We start from the raw sequence: 15,144 nt of genomic DNA on the forward strand, positions 1-15,144 counted from the left end.
CTCAGGCAGGAAATCGTGCGCAGGATCCTCTGCGCAGATGCGGCATTCGATGGCATGGCCATGGCTCCTGACGTCGCTCTGCTCGAGCGTCAGCCCCATGCCCGCTGCGATCTCGATTTGCATCCGTACGAGGTCGAGGCCGGTGATCATCTCCGTTACGGGATGCTCGACCTGAAGCCGCGTGTTCATTTCCAGGAAATAAAATCGGCCGTCTGCTCCGAGGATAAACTCCACTGTCCCGGCGTTCTTGTAGCGCGCCGCCGCCGCCAGCCGCGTTGCTGCCGCGCAGATCTCTTCCCGCAGCGGTCCAGGCAAACCGGCTGCCGGCGCTTCCTCGATGATCTTCTGAAACCGGCGTTGGATCGAACACTCTCGTTCGAGGAGATGGATCGCGTTGCCTAGCCCGTCGCCCAGAACCTGAACCTCGATATGGCGTGGGCGTTCGACATAGCGTTCGGCATAGACCCGGCCGTCGCCGAAGTAGCGCTCCGCTTCGCTCGCCGCAATGCGCGCTGCTTCCGCCAGCGCGTCTGCCGAGCGGACGATGCTCATGCCCTTGCCGCCGCCGCCTGCGGCAGCCTTGACCAGAAGGGGAAATCCGATCGTCTCCGCGGCGCGGATGAAAGCCTTGAGATCGCCAGTCGGTATGACAGAAGGGGCAACCGGCACACCTTGCGCTTCTGCAAAGGTCCGAGCTGAGATCTTGTCGCCCATCAGGCTGATCGTCTCTGCATCGGGACCGATGAACGTCAGCCCAGCTTCGCGGACTGCGCGCGCAAATGCCGCGTTCTCGGACAGGAAGCCATAGCCAGGGTGGATGGCTTGCACCCCATGAGCCAGCGCCGCCGCGATGAGCTGCGGACCGTCGAGATGGGCGGAGACAGGCGTCTCGCCGAAGATCTCGACAGACTCGTCCGCTGCGGCAACATGTCTGGATTTACGCTCGATGCCGTGATGCACGGCGACGGAACGGATGCCCATGTCACGCAGCGTCCGGATAATCCGGCTCGCGATCTCGCCTCGGTTCGCGACCATGATCTTTTCGAATGGGGGAGTGCGGGTATTCATCTCACCAACCTCTTCGGCGCGAAGCCTGCGGCCATCGCAATTAGGGCCTTTCAATTCGATCTAACGTTTGTTAGAATAAGTCTATCGATGCGATGGATGCAAGAGCCCTGGTGGGAAGAAAATGGCTGAGGTTACCAATATCGAGAGGCGCTTCGCGGCCGACTTGATGAAGAGAGCAGTCGCTCTCGTGACCGGCGGCGGAAGCGGGATGCGCCGCGTCGGGCAGACGTCGTTTCTGCGTGGTGATGGCGATTTCGGCGGGCGTCGCCAAGGCCGGCGCGAGTCTTTCAGCAATCCCAATGCGATTTGGCGCCCGTTCTGACCAACGGCTATGTGGAGTTTCAGTAGGCCATGACCGGAATCCTCTCCTTCGGAGCATATATCCCGCGGATGCGGCTACAACGAGCGGCAGTGGTCGCGGCCCACGAGTGGTTCAATCCGGGCCTGAGAGCCTATTCCAAGGGTGAGCGCTCCTTCGCCAACTGGGATGAGGACAGCATCACGATGGCAGTGGAAGCGTCGAGAGATGCGCTTTCGGGCCGGGACAGAAGCGGAGTCGGCGCGCTGTTCATGGCCTCGACGACGATGCCCTTCGCCGATCGCCAGAACGCGGTCATTGTCAAGGAGGCGCTGAATCTCGACGACGATCTCTCGACCCTCGATATCACCGGCAGCCAGCGCACCGGAGTGTCCGCGCTGATCCAGGCCCTGGCGATCGCGCGTGCCGGGACCGCACCCGTCCTGTGCGTCGCCGCGGAGAAACCGCGCGCGAAACCAGCCTCCGAGGCGGAATTGGTCGGCGGAGCTGGAGCGGCGGCGCTTCTCGTGGGATCCGGGCCGGTGATCGCCCGCCACCTCTTTTCACACTCGTTGAGTGCCGACTTCATCGATCACTTCCGCGCGGAGGGTCGCCCGTTCGACTATGAGTGGGAAGCTCGCTGGGTTCGAGAAGAGGGTTATGGCAAGCTCGCGCCCCGTGCGATCGCAGCCGCTCTCTCGCGGGCGGGAGTGCGCGCCGAGGAGATCGACATCTTTATTCTGCCGGCCCCAATCCGTGGCGTCGCGAATTCTGTCGCCAAGCAATGTGGCATTAGGGCCGAGGCCGTCGCAGACGACCTCGCTACCGTCGTCGGCCATGCCGGTGCTGCGCAGCCGCTAGTACTGCTCGCGCATGCGTTGGAGAAAGCGGAGCCGCGCCAGCGCATCCTGTTGGTCGGTTTCGGCTCGGGCTGCGACGTCGTGCTGCTTGAACGGACCGATCTCAAGCCGGCACAGGGCCCGGCTCTCGGCGTCCGCGGCTGGCTGGACCGCCGCAAGCCCGAGACCAACTATAGCAGGTACCTGTTTTTGTCTGGCGGGGTCGAATTCGAACGCGGCATGCGGGCCGAATTCGACCAGAAGCAGCCTCTGACGGCGCTCTGGCGCAACAGGCGGACCGTTCTCGGACTGGTCGGAGGCCGCTGCAAGCAGACCGGAACGGTGCAGTTTCCACGTTCCGAGATCGGCGTCTCTTCCAATGGCCATTCCGTTGGCACGCAAGAGGACCATCTCCTGGCGGAGCGGACAGCCAGGATCCTCACGCACACGGCGGATCATCTGACGTACACGCCCGACCCGCCGGCCTACTACGGGATGATCGAATTCGAGGAAGGTGGGCGCATGAACGCCGAGTTCTGCGACGTCGATGCGGATGAAATCTCTGTCGGCCGCGAGATGCGCATGATGTTTCGCATCAAGGCTCAGGACGAACTGCGCGGGTTCACGCGCTATTTCTGGAAGGCCGCGCCGGTCGGCCGGCAAATGGGAGAATAGCCATGGCAAGCGGCATCAAGGACAAGGTCGCCATTCTAGGCATGGGCTGCAGCCGCTTCGGTGAGCGTTGGGACAGTGATGCCGAGACGTTGATGGTCGAGGCCTATCTGGAGGCGCTCGCTGACGCCGCCGTGGAACCGAGCGTGATCGACGCGGCCTGGCTCTCAGTTGCGATGGACTATGTCAATGTTGGGCCTTCGGCGATCCCGGCGTCGGTCGCGCTGCGTCTCGGCAATGTTCCCGTCACCAAGGTGGAGAACTATTGCGCTTCCGGAACGGAGGCGTTTCGCGGCGCGGTCTATGCAGTCGCGAGCGGCGCTGCCGACGTGGCGCTGGCGATGGGAGTTGAGAAGCTGAAGGACACGGGCTATGGCGGACTTCCGGTGCGCAGCCGTGGCACGGTGTTCGATATGACCGGCGTGGTCGGATCGGCACCGGGAAATTTCGCACAGCTCGCCTCTGCCTATCAAACTCGGCACCGGTTGTCGAAGAGCGACCTCAAGCGGGCCATGGCTCATGTCTCCGTCAAGAGTCACGCCAATGGCGCGAAGAATCCGAAGGCGCATCTGCGCAAGCCGATCGATATCGAAACCGTGCTCAACGCACCGATCATCGCAGAGCCGCTTGGCCTCTTCGACTGCTGCGGCGTTTCGGACGGAGCGGCCTGCGCGATCGTCACGACCCCCGAGATCGCGCGCTCACTTGGCAAGCACGATCTCGTTACGGTCAAGGCGCTGCAACTCGCGGTTTCGAACGGCTGGGAGCTGCAGGGAGCCGGCTGGGACGGCAGCTACGTCCACACCACGCGCATCGCGGCCGACCGCGCCTACAGGGAGGCCGGCATCGCTGATCCCCGCCGGCAACTAAGCCTGGTGGAGGTGCACGACTGCTTCTCGATCACCGAGCTGGTAACGATGGAAGATCTGCGCATCAGCAGCGAGGGGGGTGCCGTCCGCGACGTGCTTGATGGCTTCTTCGACGCCGACGGACCCATCCCCTGTCAGATAGACGGGGGGCTCAAATGCTTCGGGCATCCGATCGGAGCCTCTGGCTTGCGGATGATCTACGAGAACTATCTGCAATTGACGGGGCGCGCAGCCGACCGCCAGCGGCAGGATCCACCGGTTCTAGCGCTGTCGCACAATCTCGGCGGGATGCCGAACCAGAATGTTTGCGCCATCGCCATCGTTGGCATCGAGAAGGCCTGACCATGGATACCGAGATGCTGGAGCAGTTGCGTAGTACGATCCGTCGGTTCGTGCGCGAGAAGCTCGTTCCGCTCGAAGGCCAGGTGGCGGAGGCTGACGAAATCCCGGCCGAGATCCTGGACGACATCAGGGCGCTGGGTTTGTTCGGGCTGTCCACGCCCGAAGAATACGGAGGTCTCGGACTTAATCTGACTGAGGAAATCGAGCTCATCATTGAGCTTTGCTGGGCTTCCGCGGCCTTCCGGTCGAGCATCGGCATCAATCTGGGGCTCGGATCGCAAAGTATACTCCGCGACGGAACGTCCGAGCAGAAGCGGCGCTGGCTTCCCAGGATCGCGAGCGGCGAGATTGTCACGAGCTTCTGCCTGACCGAACCGGATTCGGGTTCCGACAGTGCGGCGCTCCGCACGACGGCGACCAGGGACGGCGACAGCTACGTCATCAATGGCTCGAAGCGCTTCGTGACGAATGCGCCGGTCGCGGGCCTGTTTCTCGTCATGGCGCGAACGAGCCGCGAAAAACTGCCGGGAAACGCCCATGTCACGGCCTTCCTCGTTCCAGCAGATACGCCCGGCGTTCGCGTCGCGGCCAAGGACCGCAAGATGGGCCAGAGCGGCGCCTGGTCCGCAGACGTGTATTTCGAACAGGTTCGCGTATCGGCCGACGCCATCATCGGCGGGGTGGAGGGACGCGGCTTCGTGACGGCAATGAAGTCGCTGGACCGCGGGCGCATCACGGTCGCGGCCGTGTGCGTCGGACAGGCTCGGCGGATCCTCTACGAGGCGACGCGATACGCCAGCGAGCGCAAGCAGTTCGGCAAGGCCATCGGAGATTTCCAACTCATCCAGGCCATGCTCGCCGATCGCCAGGCGGATCTCTATGCGGCCGACAGCATGGTACGCGAAACGGCTCGGCGCCATGATCGCGGCGAGGCGGTCTCGATGGAAGCATCCTGTTGCAAGATGTTCGCGTCCGAGATGGTGGGCCGCATTGCCGACCGTGCGGTGCAGATCCACGGTGGCACCGGCTACATGCGCGAAAGCGCGGTGGAGCGCTTCTATCGCGATGTCAGGCTGTTCCGGATTTACGAGGGCACCACCCAAATTCAGCAGTTGATCATCGGCCGGGAAATGCTGAAGGCTCTGGCATGATTCCGCGGGCTGGCCCAAAAGCGCGCTTGCATATTTTCTAACAAACGTTAGACTAGATTCAACGAAAAGTCAGGGAGGGAGAAGGTTGTGATCTGCTCTTCAGGCAGTGCGCACGATGGCTCTCGCAATCAGCCTGTTCCAATCGCGCTGTCACCACGGCGGCCGATAAGCGGCACGCTGGTCCAGGCCTGAATCAAACCGGTTTCAAGGGGGACGTCCCATGGATTTCAGCATCACCGCTGAGCAGCGCCAGATCTACGAATACGGCGACCAACTCGCCAAGTCCTATGACAACGCCTACTGGCTCGATCACGTCAGGCGACGCGCGTTCCCGCATGAGCTTTTCAAGCAGATCGCGGCGGACGGCTATCTGGGCCTGATGGTGCCGGAAGCTTATGGCGGCGCCGGTCTCGGAATGACGGAGATGGCCTTGTTCATGGAAGGGACAGCCAACAATGGCATTCCTCTCCTGATGATGGTCGTCGGCCCATGCATGACGCTGTCCCACCTCGCTAGGCACGGTACCGAAAAGCACAAGCACGAACTGCTGCCAGCCGCCTGCCGCGGCGAGATTCAGTTCTGTTTCGCGATAACGGAAGCTGGTGCCGGCTCCAACACGCTCAACATCAAGACGGCGGCGCGTCGTCGAGGCAACCGGTTTTCGCTGACCGGGGAGAAGACCTTTATCACCGGCGCTGATGTCGCTGATTACTGTCTCGTCGTCGCACGCACCACCCAGGCCGATCAGGTCAAGCGCCGCACCGACGGGTTCTCACTGTTCGTGGTCAACCTCAAGGCCAAAGGCGTTTCCCGACAACGGGTCAAGGTATCGATCCCCTTGCCCGAGGAGCAATGGACGCTGTTCTTCGACGAGGTCGATCTTGGGCCCGAGGATCTCGTCGGGGACGTCGATCAGGGCTTTTCGATTCTATTCGACACCCTCAACCCGGAGCGAATCGTCCTGGGGGCACTGTGCTGCGGCGTCGGCCGCTTTGCGCTGGAAAAGGCCGTGAAATACGCCTCCGAGCGGGTCGTCTTCGACCGGCCTGTCGGCGCCTATCAGGGCGTCCAGCATCCGCTTGCGAAGGCGCGCACGCAAATCGAGTTGGCGAGTCTGATGACCCGCAAAGCCGCCTGGGAGTTTGACGCAGGTCTGCCTGCCGGCGCCTCCGCCAACATGGCGAAGTACGCTGCCGCCGAGGCCGGAATCGAGGCCGTGGACGCCTCGCTCCAGGCGCATGGCGGCGCCGGATTCACCGAGGACACCGGCATCTACGAACTCTATCCGATGATGCGGCTGCTCCGGACCGCTCCGGTCAACCGCGAACTATGCCTGAGCTTCATTGGCGACAAGGTAATGGGCCTGCCTCGTTCTTACTGAGCGAAGCAGGATCCGTGCGGAAGGATTTGAGTCGAGGCCATCCAAGACTGGCCATGCTGGAGAAGCGTGCGTCGATGCTGTCCGTTACGAATGTGCAGATCCTGTACGACCGTGCCATTGAAGCGGTGCGGGACGTGTCTCTTGAAGTCGGCGATCAGCAGATCGTGGCTTTGCTCGGATCGAATGGCGCAGGAAAGTCAACGATCCTGAAGGCCATCTCCAACGTCCTCTATCCCGAAGAGGGCGAGGTGCTTCACGGACATATCCGGTATCGCGGCACGGAACTCCTGAAGCTGCCCGCCGACGACATCGTTCGCAGCGGCATTGTGCACGTCCCCGAAGGACGGAAGCTCTTCGCCCACATGACCGTTGAGGACAATCTCGCAATGGGTGGCTACCTGCGCAGCCGCAGCCAGGTCGCGGAGGGCTTCGACCGGGTCTACGCCATGTTCCCGCGCGTCGCCGAACGCCGCAAGTCCCTGGCGGGATATCTGTCGGGAGGGGAGCAACAGATGGTGGCCATCGGGCGCGCTCTGATGGCCTCGCCGCAGCTGCTGATGCTCGATGAGCCCAGCTTGGGACTCGCACCGCAGATCATCGAGCAGATCATGCAGATCATCGTCGATCTCAATCGCAGCGAGAGGATGTCCATCCTGCTCGTCGAACAGAACGCGCTCCTGGCGCTGCGTATCGCTCATCGTGCTTACGTCATGGAGAGCGGCAGAGTCGTCATCGATGGCGAGGCGTCGAAGATTGTCGAAAACGATGACGTTAAGGAGTTCTATCTTGGCTTCTCCGAGAGCGGGAGCCGGAAGAGCTATCGGGAGATCAAGCACTACAAGCGCCGAAAGAGGTGGCTATCATGAAGCCACTTCTTTCTGTCCGCAATTTGAGCAAAAGCTTCGGCGGTGTGAAGGCGGTAACGGATGTCTCATTCGACGTGCCGGAGAAGGCCATCTTCAGCGTCATCGGCCCCAACGGCGCCGGAAAAACCACGCTCTTCAATTTGATCAGCGCGATCTTTCCTCCCTCGCATGGAAGTATCACCTTCGATGGACATTCGATCCATAAGGTCCGAACCCATCAACTCGCTGCGATGGGGATCGCTCGCACCTTTCAGAACCTTGCGATCTTCTCGCGCGCGACCGTCGTGGAGAACTTGCTCGTCGGCTTGCATCATCGCCTGAAGGCCAATCTGCTGACCGCCGCCACGTTCGCAGCCTCTGTCAGACGCGAGGAGGTCGCTGCACGCGAGCAAGTCGAAGAAATAATCGACTTCCTCGAGATCGAGCACCTGCGCGACGTGCCGGTTGGGCTTCTGTCCTATGGCCTTCAGAAGCGCGTCGAACTCGGGCGCGCATTGGCAGTGCGGCCCAGGCTGTTGCTGCTCGACGAGATGGTCTCCGGAATGAACGCGGAGGAAACCGAGGACATTGCTCGCTTCATCCTGGATGTTCGCGACGAGCTTGGGGTCACAGTGCTCATGGTCGAGCATGACATGGGAATTGTGATGGACATCTCCGACGCGGTGGCAGTCGTTAACTTCGGCTCACTTGTTGCCGTTGGAACTCCGGAGGAGGTGTCCTCAAACCCGTCTGTGATCAGCGCCTACCTCGGGGACGCGAAGTGAAACGGGACACCAGACTGTTCGAAGATGCGACGCTGCCCGGCATTCTCAAGTACTGGGCCGACAATTTTCCCAATGACCTGGCATTCAGGGAGAAGAAGCTTGGCATCTGGCAACGCACGACATTTGCCGATTACTATTGCAGGGTGAAGCATTTTGCGCTGGGACTAAAGGTCCTGGGCGTTGAGCGCGGAGATTTCCTCGCGGTCGCAAGCGAGAACACGCCGGAATGGATGTATGCCGACCTCGGCATCCAGAGCCTGGGCGGAGCCTGCATCGGGGTCTATCCGACCAATCCCTGGCCCGAGTTGCACCACATCCTGAAGGATTCTGGCGCCACCGTGGTCGTGTGCGGTGATCAAGAGCAGGCAGACAAAGTTCTCGATGCGCTGAAATTCGGCGAAAGCTTGCCGAAGCTCCGGCACATCATCTGCGTCGACATGAAAGGCATGAGCCGTTATCCGAAAGATCAATTGTACAGTTTCGAAGATGTTCTCAACTTAGGACGGGCCGAGGCGGAGCGCCAGCCGTACTATGTCGAAGAATCGATCGCCGCACTGAAGCCCACCGGTGTCGCAGTCATCGTCTATACGTCAGGTACGACGGGCCTTCCTAAAGGCGCGATGCTCACCCATCAGGGGCTGATCTGGGCCGCTCTGCGGCTGTCGGAACGGCACGGAATCGACGACCACAATTGGGACGTCCTCTGTTACCTGCCGCTGTGCCATGTGGCAGAGCGCATATGCTCCACTCTGATGCAACTGGCGAACGGCACGACCGTCAATTTCGGCGAGTCGATCGACGCTGTCGCGGCGAACCTGCGAGAGATCGCTCCGCGCGGCTTTCTCGGCGTGCCGCGGATTTGGGAGAAGCTGCAGTACGGCATCCTGGTGAAGCTCGAGGATGCCACACCCTTTCAGCAGCGCGTCGTGAAAGCTTGTCTGCACCTAGGCAGACCGATCGCGCAGCGCCAACTCGCAAACGGCGGAAAGCGCGTGTCGCTCGCGGACGCGGCGCTGTTCCGGCTGCTATGGCTCATCTGCTTCCGCTCGCTGCAGAAATGGTGCGGCCTCAACCGGGCAAACACGATGCTCTGCGGCGGCGCCTCCATTTCTCCGGAGGTGCTGGAGTTTTTTTGGATCCTCGGCCTGCCGGTTTACCAAGTCTACGGCATGACCGAGCTTTCGGGGATCTCCCATTCGCAATATCCAGGGCATACCGGGCTTGGCCAGTCCGGTCCGCCACTGCCGACCTACGAACATCGCCTCGGCGCTCAGGGCGAAATCTTGGTCCGTTCCCGGGCTGCCTTTGCCGGCTATCTCGGCAACGAGGAGGCGACCTGCGAGGTGCTCCGGGAGGGCTGGGTCGCGACCGGGGACATCGGTGAGATCGCGGACGACGACTCGATAGCAATCACCGACCGCAAGAAGGATATTATCATAACTTCAGGCGGCAAGAATATCACGCCTTCGCTTATCGAGAATCGGATGAAGGACTCGCTCTATATCCGAGAGGCCGTCTTGATCGGCGAGAGGCGAAACTATCTCACCGCTCTGATCCAGATCGACTACGAGACCGTGGGCAAGTGGGCCCAGGAGAAGGGTTATCCTTATACCACCTTCAAGAACCTGGCGGGATTGCCGGAGGTTCGGGCGCTGATCGAGCGTGAACTCGACAAGGTCAACGCGCAGTTCGCGCGGGTCGAGAACATCCGCAAGTTCACGTTGCTGGACAAGCAACTCGATCATGACGACGGGGAGGTGACCGCGACCATGAAAGTCCGGCGAAAGGTCATCGAGGAGAAGTTCCGGCCTCAAATCGAAGCCATGTACGGTGTCTGAAAATGGATCTCTTTCTGAATCTTCTCATGTCCGGCCTGATCAACGGCTCCGTCTACGGGCTGATTGCGATCGGCTTCGCTGTCATTTTCCGAACAACCGGCGTCCTCAACTTCGCGCAGGGCGAGGTCATGATGCTCGTCGCCTATGTGAGCTGGAGCCTGGCCACGGCGCTGAGTCTGCCGTTCTGGCTGCTGCTGATCGTGACCGTTGCGGCGGCGATCTTGATCGGAGCGATCCTAGAGCAGGTATTCATTCGGCCGATGCTGGGGCAGCCGACCTTCGCAATTATCATGGTCACCATAGGCCTGGCCATCGTGCTGCGCAGCCTGACGGTTCTGATATGGGGCACGGATGCCGAGCCCTTCGATACCATCATCAAGGGCGGGTTACTCACCCTCGGGCCTGTCGTCATTTATTCCGAGCAGTTTGCGGCGGTCGTGCTGTTTTTTGCCGCGATCACTATCGTGACGATCTTCTATCGCTTCAGCCGCGTCGGCGTGGCGATGCGGGCGATGGCCGAGGACGAGACGACAGCATTGCTGATGGGCGTTAATGTCACGCGCATGTCGATGCTGGCCTGGTCGATCGCAGCCGTGGTCTCAGGCCTGGCGGGCGTCACCCTGGCGATGATCTCCTCGCGCGCCTCGGATATGTGGGTTCTCGGCCTGCGCAGCTTTCCGGGTGCAATCCTCGGCGGTCTCGATTCTGTCATCGGCGCGGGGTTCGGGGGCATCTTGATCGGCGTGATTGGCGATCTCTCGGAAGGTTACATCGGCCACGGCCTGAAGGAGATCAGCGGCTTTGCCGTCGTCATCCTGATCCTGATGATCCGACCCTACGGTCTCTTCGGCCAACGTGAACTGGAGCGAGTCTGATGCGCACGGGCCATTTCGTCGAAGACCACGGGAAGCAAGTAGCAATCAGCGATAGCCTGGTGGCTTGGAACTGGACGGCCGTGCTGCTGGCGGTCTGTTTGCTTCTGCCCTTCGTCGCGAGCAGCTTCGTCCTGACGCTGGCAATCACGATCGGCATTTCGGCGATCGGCGCCGTCGGCCTCAATCTGCTCACCGGCGTAACCGGTCTGATCTCTCTTGGGCAGGCCGGCTTCCTCGCGGCCGGCTGCTACACTACGGCGTTGCTGATTGCCGACTACAGGTGGCCGCCCGAACTGGCCCTACTGGCTGCGGGGCTCGTTTCGGCACTGCTGAGCTTGATCATCGGCATACCGTCGCTGCGCCTGAAGGGCATCTACCTGGCAATCACCACACTCGCGTTCTCCTTTATCGTCACCCATTTTCTGCTCTATGCCGAACCTCTGACGCATGGGCCTTACGGGGTTCGGGTCCAGAACGTGGGTTTCCTCGGACTGAATCTCGCAGCACTGCCGCAGATGTACTATCTCGTGCTGGCTATCCTGATTCTCACAAGTCTCGCTTTCCTCAATCTGATGCGGTCGAGGCTCGGACGAGCGTTCTTCGCGATCCGGGACCATGACATCGCCGCGCGGGCAATGGGGATCGATCTCACCACCTATAAGCTCAGCGCGTTCTTTGCTTCGTCGTTCCTGGTTGGCATCGCCGGGGGACTGATGGCGTTTCAGTTTCGGTTCGTGAACGTCGACCTGTTTAACATTCTGCTCTCGATCGAGGCGCTCGCGATGATCATCGTCGGAGGGCTTGGTTCGCTTTCCGGTGCGCTTCTCGGTGCGGCCTTCATCGTTCTGCTGCCGGAACTCGCGCGAGCGCTAACCAATCTCCTGCCTGATCTAAGCGCCGCTTTCTCCACTCATATCTACGACGTGCGTGGCCTACTGACCGGCCTCGCGATCATCATCACGCTGCGCTTCGAGCCACTCGGACTGACTGGCCTCTGGCGGCGCATCAGCCGCTACTGGCTGCATTGGCCGCTCTCGACTTGAGGTCAGCATGCCTCGTCCCGCTGGACCGAGGGTAAGCAGCTCATCGTAACGTCCCAGAACCGACGCGGAGGAAAATCATGAGATCTATTAGGATTGCCAAATTGCTGACGTTGGTCTTGATGGCCGGCATCGGCACCGCCGATGCCGAGCCGGGCATCACCGAGAAGGAGATCGTGCTCGGCAATATTCTGCCCATGTCCAGTTCTGCCGCTCTCGCGGGGCGAGCTTTGCAGATCGGCACGCAACTCGCGGCGACTGAAGCCAATGCCGCGGGAGGTGTCGCCGGGCGCAGCGTCGTCCTGAAAACAGAGGACGACGGCTACGTCCCGGCCCGTGCTGTTCAGGGTCTGCGGAAGCTGATCGACGAAGGAGTCTTTGGCCTGCTCTCGATCAGCGGCGGCGGCGGCAGTGTCGCCATGCTGCCGATCGTGGAGGAGCAGGGAATCCCGGCCTTCGCGTCACTGTCGCCGTTGAAGGCCGCCGTCGATCCCGTAAGGCCAACCGTCTTTATGATTGGAGCCAGTTATCAGCAGCTTATTTATTCGCAGCTAAAGTACGTCAAAGACAGCCGCAAGCGTCCAGATGCGATCTATGGTGTCATCCGCCAGGACGATGATTTCGGTGACGACGTGGAGAAAGGCTTCCAGCGGGCGGTCGACGAGCTCAAAATCAAGGCTGTCGCGCCAGTCCGCTACAAGCGCGGGCAGAAGGAGTTCGGAGCGGAGATCCTCAAATTGCGATCCGAGGGCATCAACGTCCTGGTCGCGGGCGGGGTCACGATCGAGACGGCGGCGATGCTGCGGGAGGCAAGCAAGTTCAAGATGGACCTCGATATTGCCACTGTACCTACAATGCAACTTCTGCCGGTCATGAAGTTGAGCGAAGCGACCGAATACGCGCCTCTGAGCGCGGACTATGTTTCGCCGCTCGGTTCGCCGGAAGCGGCTCATTTCGAGTCCCTCGTCAGACGGCATCTCAGAGAGGACGAGGCTGCTGCGGTCAACCGCTATTCGATCGCCGGCTATGTTGTCGCTAGGGTGATGATCGAGGCGCTGCGCCGCTGCGAAAAGGAGCTGACCCGCACTTGCGTGACGGCGAAACTCACGTCCGGCGAGCCTTTTGACGTCGATCACCTGACACAGCCGATAAGCTTTACCAAGGAGCGGCATACGGCGGCAACAGCCGTGCGCGTGCTCGAGGTCGACCCCAAGGCGAAGACGGTCAAGGCCCTCACCGAGTTTGCCGAATACTAAGCAAGCCCGGCGTCGGCGCGTGGCGTCGGTGGAAGTCGCCTGAGAAGATGCGCGGGTTCGGCATTTGCCAAGCCGCGTATCCTTTATCGGAGATCGCGCTGCGATCTCAGATACCCTCCGCGAGTTCTAGACAGGCGCGGGTTAGAAGCGGAAGACTCCACAGCGCGTGTCTCCCAATGACGCGTTGAGCGGCCCCGAAGGACCGCGATTAGGGACTTTCAATTCCACCTAACGCTTGTTAGAATGAGTCGATCGGATGCCATGTGAGCAAGAGCCTGGTGGGAAGAAAATGACTGATACTACCAGTGAAAGGCGCTTCGCCGCCGACCTGATGAAAGGAGCAGTCGCTCTCGTGACCGGGGGAGGAACAGGGATGGGCCGCGCCACCGCCCTCGAGATGTCGCGCTCGGGCGCGAAAATCGCTTTGTTCGCCCGCCGGATCGAACCGATTGAAGATTGTGCCGCCATGATTCGAGCCGAGGGCGGTGAAGCTTTCGCCGTTGTCGGCGACATCCGCGACGCCGAGCAGATCGACGCTGCGATGGTCGCCATCAAGGAGCGCTTCGGTCGGCTGGACGTGCTGGTGAACAATGCTGGCGGGCAGTTCGTGGCACCCGCGCGCGAGATCACCAACAAAGGCTTCGAGGCGGTCGTCCGCAACAACCTGATCGGCTCCTGGCAGATGACGAAAGCAGCCGCGGAGCATTTCATGTTCGAACACGGCGGCGCCGTGATCTTCGTGACCGCCGTGACCCGCTCCGGTCTCGGCGGTTTCGCCCATACTGCCGCTGCGCGCGGGGGCGTAACCGCGCTGATGAAAACGCTCGCCTTTGAATGGGCAAAGTACGGCATCCGCCTGAATTGCGTCGCTCCAGGTACCATCAAGACCGACGCTCTGGGGCGCTATCCCATCCCGCCCGAAGATTGGCACCGCTTCAACCGCTCGGTCCTGGGACGGGTCGGCGAGCCGGCGGATGTCGCCGGCGCTATCATTTTCCTGGCCTCCCGACTGGGAGGTTTCATCACCGGTGAAGACTGGTACATCGACGGTGGAGAGACGCTGCATTTGGCGCATGACGCGCGTGACATGATCGACTACATCATGTTCAAGGAGCGCACGCGTGGCGACTCAATCTCGTCTCCGGCAGCTGAGTAGATCCCGCTGACCGCGCGGCGAGACGGCGTGGGGATGAGGTTCAATGGCCGTTTCACCAAATCGCAAGGCTTCGAAGGTCGGTAAAGCCGAATTGCCGCGGGATCACATTCTGTCGGCGGCGGCCAAGCTTTTTCGCGACCAGGGTTTTGCGGCGACGACACTCAGGCAGATTGCTGCTGCGGCCGACATGCAGGCGGGAAGCATCTACTATCACTTCGCGTCCAAGGACGAGATCTTGGATGAAGTCCTGGATGTCGGACTCGCACGCATTTTCGACGCGGTCAGGCAGGCCGTCGCGGAGTGTGGCTCCGAGGCAGGGGCCGAAGACCGGATTCTCGCGGCCATGAGTGCCCATCTGCGGACGCTGCTGTCGCGGAGCGAGTTCACCTCGGTAAATATTCGTGTGTACGGGCAGCTACCGGAGCCGGTCCGGGAGCGCCACCGGTCAAAACGCCGACGGTACGGGATGTTCTGGGATGACCTGTTCAGGCAGGCAGTCCAAACCGGCGCGTTTCGCAGCGATATCAAGGTGAAGCCCTTGCGCCAATTCGTTCTGGGCGCGTTGAACTGGACCGTCGAATGGTTTGACCCGGAGCGGCATTCCGTCAACGAACTGGTCGAGCGGTGCACCCAGCTCATTCTCAGCGGTGTCCGCAAGCAATGAGACGCGATCGCCGCGAGCACCTTGAGGAGCCTTCCTCAAGATAGGCCCATGTGCCAAGCCAAGAT

13 protein-coding genes and 1 pseudogene are annotated in these 15,144 nt (G+C 61.3%); 12 read left to right on the forward strand and 2 right to left on the reverse strand.

What is annotated here, in order from left to right; translation table 11 throughout:
• On the reverse strand, nucleotides 1-714 hold a 714-nt coding region (locus tag CWO91_RS30865), incomplete at its 3' end, for an ATP-grasp domain-containing protein (RefSeq protein WP_245471436.1).
• Nucleotides 715-780: 66 nt separating this feature from the next.
• Nucleotides 781-1,068 (reverse strand): annotated as a pseudogene (locus CWO91_RS45590) (biotin carboxylase N-terminal domain-containing protein); the annotation flags it as partial.
• 351 nt (nucleotides 1,069-1,419) lie between these two features.
• Here CWO91_RS45590 and CWO91_RS30870 point away from each other — a divergent pair.
• From CWO91_RS30870 to CWO91_RS30925, 12 genes are all read left to right on the forward strand, one after another.
• Nucleotides 1,420-2,880 (forward strand): hydroxymethylglutaryl-CoA synthase family protein, encoded by a 1,461-nt coding sequence (locus CWO91_RS30870; RefSeq protein WP_130219048.1) that lies wholly within the window; start codon nucleotides 1,420-1,422, stop codon nucleotides 2,878-2,880.
• Between the two features lie 2 nt (nucleotides 2,881-2,882).
• Nucleotides 2,883-4,088, forward strand: a complete 1,206-nt coding sequence (locus CWO91_RS30875; protein ID WP_130219050.1) for an acetyl-CoA acetyltransferase — start codon at nucleotides 2,883-2,885, stop codon at nucleotides 4,086-4,088.
• On the forward strand, nucleotides 4,085-5,239 hold the full coding sequence (locus tag CWO91_RS30880; protein WP_130219084.1) for an acyl-CoA dehydrogenase family protein: 1,155 nt from the start codon (nucleotides 4,085-4,087) through the stop codon (nucleotides 5,237-5,239). The genes CWO91_RS30875 and CWO91_RS30880 overlap by 4 nt, the downstream gene beginning before the upstream one ends.
• Nucleotides 5,240-5,459: 220 nt before the next feature.
• Nucleotides 5,460-6,620 carry an acyl-CoA dehydrogenase family protein gene (locus CWO91_RS30885; protein ID WP_130219052.1) on the forward strand — a complete coding sequence of 387 codons (1,161 nt, stop codon included), beginning with the start codon at nucleotides 5,460-5,462 and terminating at the stop codon, nucleotides 6,618-6,620.
• 53 nt (nucleotides 6,621-6,673) lie between these two features.
• A complete protein-coding gene (locus tag CWO91_RS30890) occupies nucleotides 6,674-7,486 on the forward strand; it encodes an ABC transporter ATP-binding protein (protein ID WP_208753088.1) in 813 nt (270 codons plus the stop codon).
• Entirely contained in the window at nucleotides 7,483-8,250 is a 768-nt protein-coding gene (locus tag CWO91_RS30895) for an ABC transporter ATP-binding protein (RefSeq protein WP_130219054.1), read from the forward strand. The genes CWO91_RS30890 and CWO91_RS30895 overlap by 4 nt, the downstream gene beginning before the upstream one ends.
• Nucleotides 8,247-10,088: an AMP-dependent synthetase/ligase gene (locus CWO91_RS30900; RefSeq protein WP_130219056.1), complete on the forward strand. Its 1,842-nt coding sequence runs from the start codon at nucleotides 8,247-8,249 to the stop codon at nucleotides 10,086-10,088. The genes CWO91_RS30895 and CWO91_RS30900 overlap by 4 nt, the downstream gene beginning before the upstream one ends.
• A 26-nt stretch (nucleotides 10,089-10,114) precedes the next feature.
• Nucleotides 10,115-10,963, forward strand: coding sequence for a branched-chain amino acid ABC transporter permease (locus CWO91_RS30905; protein WP_208753089.1), 849 nt, complete (start codon nucleotides 10,115-10,117; stop codon nucleotides 10,961-10,963).
• The gene (locus tag CWO91_RS30910; protein ID WP_130219060.1) at nucleotides 10,963-12,006 is read left to right on the forward strand and encodes a branched-chain amino acid ABC transporter permease; all 1,044 of its coding nucleotides are present in this window, start codon (nucleotides 10,963-10,965) and stop codon (nucleotides 12,004-12,006) included. The genes CWO91_RS30905 and CWO91_RS30910 overlap by 1 nt, the downstream gene beginning before the upstream one ends.
• Before the next feature lie 101 nt (nucleotides 12,007-12,107).
• On the forward strand, nucleotides 12,108-13,259 hold the full coding sequence (locus CWO91_RS30915) for an ABC transporter substrate-binding protein (protein WP_165405840.1): 1,152 nt from the start codon (nucleotides 12,108-12,110) through the stop codon (nucleotides 13,257-13,259).
• A 289-nt stretch (nucleotides 13,260-13,548) separates the two neighbouring features.
• Nucleotides 13,549-14,415, forward strand: coding sequence for an SDR family NAD(P)-dependent oxidoreductase (locus tag CWO91_RS30920; RefSeq protein WP_130219064.1), 867 nt, complete (start codon nucleotides 13,549-13,551; stop codon nucleotides 14,413-14,415).
• Nucleotides 14,416-14,458: 43 nt separating this feature from the next.
• Nucleotides 14,459-15,079, forward strand: a complete 621-nt coding sequence (locus CWO91_RS30925; RefSeq protein ID WP_130219066.1) for a TetR/AcrR family transcriptional regulator — start codon at nucleotides 14,459-14,461, stop codon at nucleotides 15,077-15,079.
• Nucleotides 15,080-15,144: the final 65 nt, after the last annotated feature.

Origin of the sequence: Bradyrhizobium genosp. SA-3 (assembly GCF_004212635.1) — a bacterium.
Classification (GTDB): Bacteria; Pseudomonadota; Alphaproteobacteria; order Rhizobiales; family Xanthobacteraceae; genus Bradyrhizobium.

Bases quoted from the DNA above. Each gene is read 5' to 3' on its own strand.
- CWO91_RS30890 (WP_208753088.1), top strand. From the start codon at position 6,674: ATGCTGGAGAAGCGTGCGTCGATGCTGTCCGTTACGAATGTGCAGATC.
- CWO91_RS30875 (WP_130219050.1), top strand. From the start codon at position 2,883: ATGGCAAGCGGCATCAAGGACAAGGTCGCCATTCTAGGCATGGGCTGC.
- CWO91_RS30895 (WP_130219054.1), top strand. From the start codon at position 7,483: ATGAAGCCACTTCTTTCTGTCCGCAATTTGAGCAAAAGCTTCGGCGGT.
- CWO91_RS30925 (WP_130219066.1), top strand. From the start codon at position 14,459: ATGGCCGTTTCACCAAATCGCAAGGCTTCGAAGGTCGGTAAAGCCGAA.
- CWO91_RS30885 (WP_130219052.1), top strand. From the start codon at position 5,460: ATGGATTTCAGCATCACCGCTGAGCAGCGCCAGATCTACGAATACGGC.
- CWO91_RS30905 (WP_208753089.1), top strand. From the start codon at position 10,115: ATGTCCGGCCTGATCAACGGCTCCGTCTACGGGCTGATTGCGATCGGC.
- CWO91_RS30920 (WP_130219064.1), top strand. From the start codon at position 13,549: ATGACTGATACTACCAGTGAAAGGCGCTTCGCCGCCGACCTGATGAAA.
- CWO91_RS30910 (WP_130219060.1), top strand. From the start codon at position 10,963: ATGCGCACGGGCCATTTCGTCGAAGACCACGGGAAGCAAGTAGCAATC.
- CWO91_RS30870 (WP_130219048.1), top strand. From the start codon at position 1,420: ATGACCGGAATCCTCTCCTTCGGAGCATATATCCCGCGGATGCGGCTA.